Source organism: Candidatus Alkanophaga liquidiphilum (assembly GCF_053996935.1).
Genome location: NZ_JBMXYC010000051.1, coordinates 24,560 through 33,282, shown reverse-complemented (window position 1 = coordinate 33,282; position 8,723 = coordinate 24,560). Strand labels below are relative to the sequence as shown.

Annotated in this window: 15 protein-coding genes, 1 tRNA gene and 1 pseudogene; 7 read left to right on the top strand and 10 right to left on the bottom strand. The window is 47.5% G+C overall.

Annotated features, from left to right (window positions below; translation table 11 throughout):
• The 4 genes from ACXJJA_RS07005 to ACXJJA_RS06990 form a co-directional block, all read left to right on the top strand.
• On the top strand, positions 1-185 hold a 185-nt coding region (locus tag ACXJJA_RS07005; RefSeq protein WP_456487496.1), incomplete at its 5' end, for a hypothetical protein.
• 120 nt (positions 186-305) lie between these two features.
• A complete protein-coding gene (locus ACXJJA_RS07000; protein ID WP_456487495.1) occupies positions 306-608 on the top strand; it encodes a nucleotidyltransferase family protein in 303 nt (100 codons plus the stop codon).
• A complete protein-coding gene (locus ACXJJA_RS06995) occupies positions 605-895 on the top strand; it encodes a HepT-like ribonuclease domain-containing protein (RefSeq protein ID WP_456487494.1) in 291 nt (96 codons plus the stop codon). Before ACXJJA_RS07000 ends, ACXJJA_RS06995 begins: the two co-directional genes overlap by 4 nt.
• 384 nt (positions 896-1,279) lie before the next feature.
• Positions 1,280-1,350, top strand: a tRNA-Gly gene (locus ACXJJA_RS06990).
• A gap of 24 nt (positions 1,351-1,374) precedes the next feature.
• On the opposite strand, the pseudogene ACXJJA_RS06985 reads toward ACXJJA_RS06990, so the two are convergent.
• From ACXJJA_RS06985 to ACXJJA_RS06955, 7 genes and pseudogenes are all read right to left on the bottom strand, one after another.
• Positions 1,375-1,542: pseudogene (locus tag ACXJJA_RS06985) on the bottom strand (type II toxin-antitoxin system CcdA family antitoxin); the annotation flags it as partial.
• Positions 1,543-1,668: 126 nt separating this feature from the next.
• The gene (locus ACXJJA_RS06980; protein ID WP_456487493.1) at positions 1,669-1,929 is read right to left on the bottom strand and encodes a type II toxin-antitoxin system RelE family toxin; all 261 of its coding nucleotides are present in this window, start codon (positions 1,927-1,929) and stop codon (positions 1,669-1,671) included.
• Positions 1,926-2,171, bottom strand: coding sequence for a hypothetical protein (locus ACXJJA_RS06975; protein WP_456487492.1), 246 nt, complete (start codon positions 2,169-2,171; stop codon positions 1,926-1,928). Before ACXJJA_RS06975 ends, ACXJJA_RS06980 begins: the two co-directional genes overlap by 4 nt.
• Positions 2,172-2,289: 118 nt before the next feature.
• Entirely contained in the window at positions 2,290-3,087 is a 798-nt protein-coding gene (locus ACXJJA_RS06970; protein ID WP_456487491.1) for an L-type lectin family protein, read from the bottom strand.
• Between the two features lie 122 nt (positions 3,088-3,209).
• Entirely contained in the window at positions 3,210-3,695 is a 486-nt protein-coding gene (locus ACXJJA_RS06965) for a hypothetical protein (RefSeq protein WP_456487490.1), read from the bottom strand.
• Positions 3,696-3,839: 144 nt separating this feature from the next.
• Entirely contained in the window at positions 3,840-4,235 is a 396-nt protein-coding gene (locus ACXJJA_RS06960; RefSeq protein WP_456487489.1) for an SCP2 sterol-binding domain-containing protein, read from the bottom strand.
• An 85-nt stretch (positions 4,236-4,320) separates the two neighbouring features.
• Positions 4,321-4,962: a hypothetical protein gene (locus ACXJJA_RS06955; protein WP_456487488.1), complete on the bottom strand. Its 642-nt coding sequence runs from the start codon at positions 4,960-4,962 to the stop codon at positions 4,321-4,323.
• A 186-nt stretch (positions 4,963-5,148) separates the two neighbouring features.
• Here ACXJJA_RS06955 and ACXJJA_RS06950 point away from each other — a divergent pair, with 186 nt between their 5' ends.
• On the top strand, positions 5,149-5,619 hold the full coding sequence (locus ACXJJA_RS06950) for a hypothetical protein (protein WP_456487487.1): 471 nt from the start codon (positions 5,149-5,151) through the stop codon (positions 5,617-5,619).
• Positions 5,620-5,891: 272 nt separating this feature from the next.
• Positions 5,892-6,428 (top strand): hypothetical protein, encoded by a 537-nt coding sequence (locus ACXJJA_RS06945; RefSeq protein ID WP_456487486.1) that lies wholly within the window; start codon positions 5,892-5,894, stop codon positions 6,426-6,428.
• Here ACXJJA_RS06945 and ACXJJA_RS06940 read toward each other — a convergent pair.
• Both ACXJJA_RS06940 and ACXJJA_RS06935 read right to left on the bottom strand, forming a co-directional pair.
• Positions 6,412-6,780, bottom strand: coding sequence for a hypothetical protein (locus ACXJJA_RS06940; protein ID WP_456487485.1), 369 nt, complete (start codon positions 6,778-6,780; stop codon positions 6,412-6,414). The two genes, ACXJJA_RS06945 and ACXJJA_RS06940, sit on opposite strands and share 17 nt — an antisense overlap.
• Positions 6,780-6,959: a hypothetical protein gene (locus ACXJJA_RS06935; protein ID WP_456487484.1), complete on the bottom strand. Its 180-nt coding sequence runs from the start codon at positions 6,957-6,959 to the stop codon at positions 6,780-6,782. Before ACXJJA_RS06935 ends, ACXJJA_RS06940 begins: the two co-directional genes overlap by 1 nt.
• A gap of 62 nt (positions 6,960-7,021) precedes the next feature.
• Here ACXJJA_RS06935 and ACXJJA_RS06930 point away from each other — a divergent pair, with 62 nt between their 5' ends.
• Positions 7,022-7,450, top strand: a complete 429-nt coding sequence (locus ACXJJA_RS06930; protein WP_456487483.1) for a hypothetical protein — start codon at positions 7,022-7,024, stop codon at positions 7,448-7,450.
• Here ACXJJA_RS06930 and ACXJJA_RS06925 read toward each other — a convergent pair.
• Positions 7,447-8,661, bottom strand: coding sequence for a bifunctional 5,6,7,8-tetrahydromethanopterin hydro-lyase/3-hexulose-6-phosphate synthase (locus ACXJJA_RS06925; protein WP_456487482.1), 1,215 nt, complete (start codon positions 8,659-8,661; stop codon positions 7,447-7,449). The genes ACXJJA_RS06930 and ACXJJA_RS06925 overlap by 4 nt on opposite strands.
• Positions 8,662-8,723 lie beyond the last annotated feature (62 nt).

The following is an 8,723-nucleotide window of genomic DNA, read 5'->3' as shown; positions in this document are numbered from 1 at the left end:
AAAACGCATTAGATAATTCTAAGCACAGCACTTTTTATAATAGAGCCATACATAATGCATTCATCTTCAAAGAGGAAGAATGCGCATTTCATAAGGCATTAGAAACAAAAAATGTAACTAAATTTTTATATGAACGATTGAAGAAAACTAAATACAAAAATTTGGTGGAAGCTATCCATAGTTAATGATTAATGTACCCGTTATCCCTGACTCTACATTCGCTGTCGCTCACTTTGGGACTATCGCCCATGCCTAACAGGTGAATATTTAAAAACCAAGAATGAAACAAAATAATAGGTGGCAAAATGAAAAAATCGCTTGACAGGATAAAGGAAATTCTTAAAAAGCACGAAAAAGAGCTGAAAGAAAAATATGGAATTAAAGAGTTCGGTATTTTTGGTTCTTATTTAAGAGGAGAGGCTAAAGAAGAAAGCGATCTTGATATTTTAGTGGAATTTAAGCCTGATGCGAAGATTAGTCTTTTAGAATTTGTTGAATTAGAAAATTATCTCAGCGATTTGCTTGGGGTAAAGGTTGATTTGGTTGAAAAATCCGCATTAAGGCCAAGAATTGGTAGACGCATCTTAAGTGAAGTGGTATATCTATGAAAAGGGAAATTGGCGACTATATTGAGGACATTCTTGAAGCTATGACTAACGCTATGGAATTCACAAAAGATATGTTATACGATGATTTCGTTAAAGATACTAAAACCGTATATGCAGTTACCAGAGCCATAGAAATTATTGGAGAAGCAGTCAAAAATATACCAGAAGACATAAGAAAGAAATATCCTAATATTCCTTGGAGAAGTATGGCTGGACTGAGAGATAAGGTTATACATGCGTATTTCGGTGAGATTATGAAGCTCGGTAGGTTGGTGTTTTTTCGCTGAAGCAGCGGATAAAGATGCTCTTTTCTCAATTAGCTGTTTTAATCCGTTAGAAACTGGAATGTGTTCTGTAAGTTTTTATGCTATACTATAATCGGTTGCGGTGGGCTTATGTTATGTGGACACGTCCTTAACTATTTATGAAGCAGCACAACTAAAGTCAGGAGCCTCAAGCCGGTTGAGGCGGGTTAGGGTGTGCCTCGTAAAGGGCGAACAGTCTCGCATGCCGTTCCGCATCTCGTTTCGAGGATGCCGTGAGTTTACCGCAGCACTTTGGTGAGCAGCCGCCCCAAGCAAACAGTCTTAATATTCCTCCTCCAGTGCGTCCTGTAGGAGCAATGACTTTTTGTGACGACTCTTATAAAAATAAAACGAAAGTTGTAATGAGCGCCGATGGTCTAGCGGTATGACCCAGGCCTTCCAAGCCTGTGACCCGGGTTCGAATCCCGGTCGGCGCACTTCCGATCTGTTAATAGGTGGCTGCTTTCCATCCTTTCCGCAAGTTCCGCCCGCCGCAACGCCTCCACGCTTATATCCCCTTTGATGGCGGCTCTCAGCAGGGTCTCGACAGTGGCGGAAAGGTTCGGGAAAAGCTCTTTTGCTTGCTCCACGACCTCCTTCTCAATGCTGAGGGTCAGCTTCACTTTCATACAATTCACTACGGAATCATACGTATAAATAAGGGTTGCTTTTTGCCTCGCAGGCAGACCGCTTCCACTTCTTATGCGGACATCTCGGCTTGCAGGCTCTTTTTGATCTAATTAGAGCGTCAAGAGCTAAAATCGTTCATATACCTCCTCCCTGCGTCCCACAGTTATGACCCTGACAACCTTGCTATCTTCATCAACTTGGTATATTATACGGTATTTTCCGACCCTTAGCGAGCGAAGTCCTCTGAGCTTGCCTTTCAGGGGCTTCCCCAGCTCAGGCCTCTCTTGTAGAGCCTTCAGCTTCTCCACTATCCGGTCTTGGACTTCCCTACTAAGATTAGAAAACCTCCTATCAAACTTCCTTGAGACAACGACCTGGTAAGTCATTTGTATCCGTGCTTCTCAAGGAACTTTTCGAGGGGGAGAACATCGCCCCTTTTAATATCCTCCAAGCCCTCCTCGATGCTCTTAAGCAGCTCCTCGTCGCTCAGAATCTCTAGGGTCTCAATTGCTGCCGTTATCTCCTCGTCCATCTTCGCCAGCACTTCTAGCATGATCTTTGTCGTCTCCTTTGATAAAGCATCCATGTGGGAAATTACGGCGATCATCGTTATAAGTTTAAGCCTCATGTATCCAGATAGAAAGCATCACAAGCGGCTGAGACTAAAAATAGATAGGGAAATATTATGACCACAGCGCCTTTCTATTTTTCAATGATGCTCTTGGTGCTCCTCTCTCGATGAACGATCATTTTCTTTTCAATATTGCCACTGCGACAACCATGTTCAATGCGATTAAGCCGAGCAGCTCGAGGGCATTGAATTCCGGAGCAGGAACCTGTTCCTCCAAAGTTATCCGCACATCGTCCATTATGTGCCAGTTCCACTCAGCGCATGCGGCTGCGGAGAACCCAAAGCCTCCGAACGTCCTGTCCAGCGGCCCGGTCCACGAGAATAAACGCTCGCCATCGAGGTAAACTTTAACCGAAGTTTCGCCAACTTCCACCCTCACATCGTGCCATCCGTTGTCCTCAGACCTGCTGTCGTTCACGTAGATCAAGTGGCTCTCGATATCGTCTTTTATCAGGGCGATGTGATTGGGCGAGGGGTCGCCTTTGTTCCTGACGCCATCGAATTCAACACCATAGCCAGGGACTGGGGTGCCCTCCTCTACTCCGGCTTGAGTGAATCCAAGCCCCCCTCCCGGACACGGCGTGTAATCGGTCTTCTTGTAAAAAGCGAAAACCATGCCGTCCCCTCCGCCGAAAGCTCCGCCACCCCCGCCAATTCTATACTTAAATTCCACAGTGAAGGGCTCCCTGATGCTCATGTTCAGCCATATCAGCCCGTACCGGCATCCGGGCTCCGACCTTGTGAGAGCCACGTAACCGTTCGTCGCGTCACGGTAGGCGTCGCCGGCATATTTCCAAAGCCCTGTATCGGTGCTGAAGTCATCCTCAATAACCTCTGCCTTTACTGCGCCGCAAAGAGTAGCTACAAGCACTGCGGCAACCATCACCAAAAATGTCGGCAAAGGCGCTAGCATGCTACCACCTCACAAAATTGGGAAGAATTAATAAAGCACTTATAGTTCTTCAGTCTCCAGTCGTGTGGATTTTTTAATACAAAAGCAGTAGCCATGAGTGGTTGTTACAAGCTTAACATTAATCAACCCCCTTTACCAATTAATGGCACAGGCAAGCACGGTATCAATAATATTCTCTTGGGCGTTACATATAAAGCTTTCTTCAGATACCACCGCACGAAGTTCCACTCTGCGTAGTTCTCGCTTATCAGCGTTAGGGTCTCAGCGTCATAAAGTGCGACGTGCCAACAAGCCTCAAAGCTCACCGGGAAAGGAGGGAGCCTCATGCACAGCGTGAATGTTCTATCAAAACCTGCAGGCAGCGTTATCCTCGTGACGATCAACGTTTTCTTGATGCCATATTCAGGAACCTCGAAGCTCCAGACAAAATATGCGCTCACTGTATTGTCTGTTGGGTTCCTCAGCGTGATGTTTATGAGCATTACGTCGCCTACATGGTATTCGCCCTTGTCCACACTTATATTGACGCTCGGCTCCGGCGTTGGAGATGGACTTGGGGTGGGCGTAAGCGTCGGCGTCGGAGTTGGCGTCGGTGTAGGTGCGGGCATAGGAGCCTCAAGGTATATCGTGTGCAGGACGTCCGCTATTTGTTAATGGCGAGGTTCAGGCTCCGATCTGTTTTCGATTGAATTATTACTTAAAAACGCCGTTATACCAAGTAGCCAGCTATGAGAAAACTGTAAAAAATAAAATTAATATTCGGTTATAGAGTCTATGCTCCTTATAGCGTCCACCATGGCGAGGAACAGTCCAATGTTGGTAAGCACTTTCATCTTGCTGCCCTTCACCACTTTCATCTTGCCGATGGTTATAGCCTTCGCGGGTCCCAGCTCGCCTCTGGCGATCTTAGCCCAGTTGTCATACGTTGCGGAGAGGTGGAATCCAGCTTTTGACTCTTCAGGGCTTGAGACTTCTCTCGTTCCCCGGCACTCGCCTCGAAATACGTCGGCCTCGAGATATTTGGATTTATCATCCACGATGAACAGAATGGGTGTCTCCCATTTCTCCGATGCTTTTCTGAACTTCTCGTTTTCATTCATTGCCCTGCAGAACTCTTTCATCCACTCTTCGGTCGCAAACTTTACCATGAGCCTTTTTATTTCATCATTATTTATAAATTTTATAGTTTTTAACAAAGCCCGCCTCTGCCGCTAATCAGAAACGGTGGATAAATTACGCCAATGCATTTAGTATCTCCTTTACGAGCGAAATTAGTTCTTCTACAGCGTTAGCGGCGCTGACCGCTGTTTCCGAAGCGGCGCCCGAACTGAGAGATGCATCCGTTGCCATGGCCTTTTCAGAGATAATTGAAGCCATCGCTACTGCTGTTGCTGACGGCTTTTTTATTTTAAACGGTGCAGAGCACGTTGGTCCGTCGATTACGTTGCCGACGGCGTCGGTGGTCGTGATAACGATGTTGTATTTGTTCTCCGCTGGCGAGTTTTGTATGTTGCTCAGCACGACCGTGCATATTACCTTTGCTAGCACAGGCTTCCACGCTAAAAGAATCACGGTATTCTCTCTGACGTCTTCGAGCACGAGGTCGCACAACGTCGTCCTGCGCACGCTTACCATCCCCGGGTCGAGGACAAAGCCTTCGGGGAAAGTTATCTTGACGTATCCCCCCTTGGGGACGGTCTGTATGGGCTCAAAGGTGATGTAGTAACTCGTGAGTTCTCCCACCTCGTCGTCATACGGAATGGCGGTCACCCGCTGCATGCTGTATGCCGACGCCGGCGACGACAGCGAGAGCAACAGCGCTAGCACTATTATACCCATTCCTCTCCTAAACTCCCGGAATTTCTTTGTATTCATCGCTAACAGGTTTTCAGACTGTCTATTAAAAATCTGCCAATATACATAGCCTTCTTTCAAATATGGGAACATTGCCCCCACAGTATTTGAAATTTAACTGAATACGTTTGGAAATTAATTTAGAAGTCCTTTGAAAGACCGCCGTTTGAGAAAATTATAAATGTTACGTCATAATTATCGTCCGTTATGGAGCGGCTGGAATACCTAACGCTCGTTATCGTGTTCCTCAGATGTTGGGGGGCAAAACGGATATCAAAGTTCACAGGCGTCGAGGAGAGCATTATTAAGAACATTTTAGAGAACCTCGTCTCAAAGAGATGCGTGGTAAGGGACGGTCTCTTTAAGTATAGAGTCACTTCTGAGGGCTATAAAATGCTGGATTACGACATCATAAAACGTATGCAAGAAGCTTTTGACGCCCGCGTTACGCAGAAGGGGTTTTTTGTGAGTGTAGCCAACATTCTCTCCGCAATCATGGATTTTCTCGTTTCCGGTATCAACTCCTTAGCTAATGCCCGGATGAAACCAAGATTTTCGATAAATCCTTCTGTGGAAGCTGCTTTTGATGGCAGAGGCGTCGAGGATGTTATTTATTGCGGAGGAGCCGATGGACGAAGAACTTTGCTATCGGCTATTACGGGTGCACCCCCGGCATGACGGGAATGTGCGTTGCCTGTTTTGCTGAGGTGGTAGCGTAAATGCTCATGGGGGGTGTAATGATTTTGACATATCGTTGTTATCTATGTAAAAGTAGGTAGGGCGGCTGACGATGAATTGACACGGTACTACTCGCTCATACATGGAGACGAGCGCATTCTGAGCGGCGTGGCGCTCCAGAAGAGCGGCTGCGGAAGATTTATAAGATAAGAATGTGAAAGAGGAGCAGGCTATAAGAAGAGTTCCACTTTAGCCTTGATTAGGGGATATGAATGGGGGGGCTTGAGAGCTTTGACCTTGAGAGTTTTGACCGCTTGATATTGACGTGCGTATTTCTCAGATTCAGTCCGAGGAGCATTTCAAGGTTATTGAACATAGACCGTGAAGTTGTGTTGGCGGAGATAGAGAAGTTAATGCTGGGGGGCTACATCGCCAAGGAGGGGCTTCTGCCGATACACGTTCCTATACTTGACAGGTTTTACATGTTCAACCGGTTAATGTTAACAAGTAAGGGGTATGCGCTCATAGATAAAGATATGGTAGAACAAGTGAGTGCAGAGCTCGAGGCGAGGCGGGGGCTGGTTACAAGGGTAATGGCGAGCCTGTTGAACGTTGTTGATTATGGGGTGCGATGGCTTCTCGTCTTCGTCGTAGCGTTGGTCATGAAAGTTGTGGGGGTCATCTCAAAGGTAATACTGACGATGTGGAACATACCAAGAAGCATAAAAAAGCTCATCAGAAAGGTGACGAGGAAAATAAGGCGGAAAAAGAGAGATAAGCGAAAAACGGGAGCTACACACGAAACTTAAAAAAAGAGGTTATGAGATTTCTGAGGAGCCATCTGAGGTTACACACCTCCACAGGTCCAAGGGGGTTATGCCTCGCGGCGACGCCCATCCTCGCAACAGCTTCTCCGGCAATCTTGACATCCACCATGTAGCCTTTTCTCTCTAATAGCTCCCCCACTACGCTTAGCAGTTTTACCTCACTGGAAACTTCTGAAAATCCGCCTGAAGCAATCGCAGGTAGCATTCGTATTATAAGTCCTCTGCCCGCTGCGAGATTGGTAACGTCCACGTCGAGCCTCTTACCCCTAACCTCAATGGTTGCAAACTCCTTATTACCGACGTTTACCTTTATTCTTCCTCTGCCCTCCACCATCACTCTTCTTCCTCTTCACCCTCGATTGAGAGTTTTACCTTCCCTGAAAGCGTAAAGCCTATCAAGCCGAGGTCGAGAGTCACGTCTTCCAGCGTCAATACTATGTTTACTCCTGTCAAGCTCTTAACAACGTTCCCTATTATGTCGGCAAGGAAGCCAAATTCCTCCACGTCAACCACCTCCTTTTATTGCGACAACTTTATTAATGTTCGTTATATAAAAAAGCCATTGTCGTGAAGATATGAGAAACGACGTTGAGGAGCTGGACTATCTTATATTGAAAGCGATATCTTTTGGATACAGGACGCCGGAAGCCATTTCGAGAGAGATAAATGTCGATAGGAACAGCGTCAAGGAAAGAATAAGGCTCTTGACGAGGGAAGGCTATTTGAGCGAGCGTGTGAAATTGACGGAAAAGGGCTTTTTAGTACTGGAAAAAGAGCTGCTAATGCGGGCAAGAGCCCTCGGTCCAAGACCCACACTGATAACACTCGCAGCAGGCATAGATAGATTTATAAAAAGGATTTTGATGCTCATAGCTAGGTTGCTTCGTGGTGGTATTAGGAGGGTATTGGTGGGCATGGCGTATGGAGTTGGCTTCTTCTTGTCGCCGATAATGGTGCTGGTAGTAGCGTTGTTGCTGCTCCTCATAATCGGCGCTCTCATCTAAAAGTCCGTCATTACTCGATACTGGTCTATTTCCTCCTTCATGAGCCTTAGGAAGCGCCGGCACACTCCCTCCACGTCCTTTGCGTTTGTTATTCCCCTGCCGACGACAAGGATGTCAGCGCCCGCTTTTAGGGCGTCAGCGGCATTCTCCTCCCTTATACCGCCCGCAACAGCGACGAGCGTCTTTTCCAGCTTCTCCTTTATCGCAGGTATGTTCCCCCATGCGTGTGCTTCGTTAGCCTCCACGTCTATGGCTCGATGCAGTTCTATCACGTCTGGGACCAAGCCGCCCGCCTGCAGCGTCTCTGCAAACTCCACAGGGTCGGAAACGTTCAAAGTGTCTATCACGGCGCAAATTCCAGTTTTCCTCGCCTCCTCCAGCGCCTTTTTTATGGTTTTGAGCGGCGCCAATGCCGAAATCACGACGGCGTCCGCACCGGCGTCAGCGACGAGCCTCGTCTCGAGGTTCCCGGTGTCAAGAACCTTTATGTCGGCGACGACGAACGTCTCAGGGCGTATTTCTTTTATTTTTTCAATGATTCCGAGTCCATACTTCTTTATCAGCGGCGTCCCAGCTTCGATGATGAGGTGGTCGCTTCTCGGCAGTTGCTCTACGACCGTCCGCATCCCGCTCCAGTTCGGAATATCGAGAGCAACTTGCAAATACGGAGGGTCCCAAAGCTTCGTCTGCTTCAGCCCGACGAGCGGGTGCCTCGCTCTATCCTTTTCATAAAGAACTTTCTTCACGTTCGGGAACCCCTCCATCGCCCTTTTTATTGCGAGTTTCGTCGCTCCGTAATTGTATCTGTATATTTTGTTGTAGTCTTTTGCTTTTGGGTGAATAAAGACGCTAACGATGACCACGAGTTCTTCTGCTTGGTCTTCGGGGATGACGCCCTCCTCAACGGCGTCTGCCACTGCCTTTGCGACGGCACTCTGCGCCGGTCCGAAAACTTTTGCAGCATCCTCCATGTTACGGATGGTAACCTTTGGCACGACGAGCGTCGAAGGCTTTACCGGTAAGTTCGGTCTTATCACCGCAAGTAGCGGCGTGTGCCCCGCTGACAACTGGCTTAGCGCATTCGCAAACGCTGCCCCTACGGGTCCGTATTTCTTCCCTATGACCAAATCTATGTGCGCAACCTCAGGCTCCTCCCCTACTAAAGCTTCCCCCACATGCATGCCCTCCGCCCCCTCACCACGGGCGTCCATCTTTTTATCCCTTGCTTATTTAAAAGTTTATTCTCTGTTTGATTTAGCTTGGATGCGCCTTT

What these genes read in the sequence shown, in the direction of transcription:
- ACXJJA_RS07000 (WP_456487495.1), top strand. Translation starts at nt 306, where the DNA reads ATGAAAAAATCGCTTGACAGGATAAAGGAAATTCTTAAAAAGCACGAA.
- ACXJJA_RS06995 (WP_456487494.1), top strand. Translation starts at nt 605, where the DNA reads ATGAAAAGGGAAATTGGCGACTATATTGAGGACATTCTTGAAGCTATG.
- ACXJJA_RS06980 (WP_456487493.1), bottom strand. Translation starts at nt 1,929, where the DNA reads ATGACTTACCAGGTCGTTGTCTCAAGGAAGTTTGATAGGAGGTTTTCT.
- ACXJJA_RS06975 (WP_456487492.1), bottom strand. Translation starts at nt 2,171, where the DNA reads ATGAGGCTTAAACTTATAACGATGATCGCCGTAATTTCCCACATGGAT.
- ACXJJA_RS06970 (WP_456487491.1), bottom strand. Translation starts at nt 3,087, where the DNA reads ATGCTAGCGCCTTTGCCGACATTTTTGGTGATGGTTGCCGCAGTGCTT.
- ACXJJA_RS06965 (WP_456487490.1), bottom strand. Translation starts at nt 3,695, where the DNA reads ATGCCCGCACCTACACCGACGCCAACTCCGACGCCGACGCTTACGCCC.
- ACXJJA_RS06960 (WP_456487489.1), bottom strand. Translation starts at nt 4,235, where the DNA reads ATGGTAAAGTTTGCGACCGAAGAGTGGATGAAAGAGTTCTGCAGGGCA.
- ACXJJA_RS06955 (WP_456487488.1), bottom strand. Translation starts at nt 4,962, where the DNA reads ATGAATACAAAGAAATTCCGGGAGTTTAGGAGAGGAATGGGTATAATA.
- ACXJJA_RS06950 (WP_456487487.1), top strand. Translation starts at nt 5,149, where the DNA reads ATGGAGCGGCTGGAATACCTAACGCTCGTTATCGTGTTCCTCAGATGT.
- ACXJJA_RS06945 (WP_456487486.1), top strand. Translation starts at nt 5,892, where the DNA reads ATGGGGGGGCTTGAGAGCTTTGACCTTGAGAGTTTTGACCGCTTGATA.
- ACXJJA_RS06940 (WP_456487485.1), bottom strand. Translation starts at nt 6,780, where the DNA reads ATGGTGGAGGGCAGAGGAAGAATAAAGGTAAACGTCGGTAATAAGGAG.
- ACXJJA_RS06930 (WP_456487483.1), top strand. Translation starts at nt 7,022, where the DNA reads ATGAGAAACGACGTTGAGGAGCTGGACTATCTTATATTGAAAGCGATA.
- ACXJJA_RS06925 (WP_456487482.1), bottom strand. Translation starts at nt 8,661, where the DNA reads ATGGACGCCCGTGGTGAGGGGGCGGAGGGCATGCATGTGGGGGAAGCT.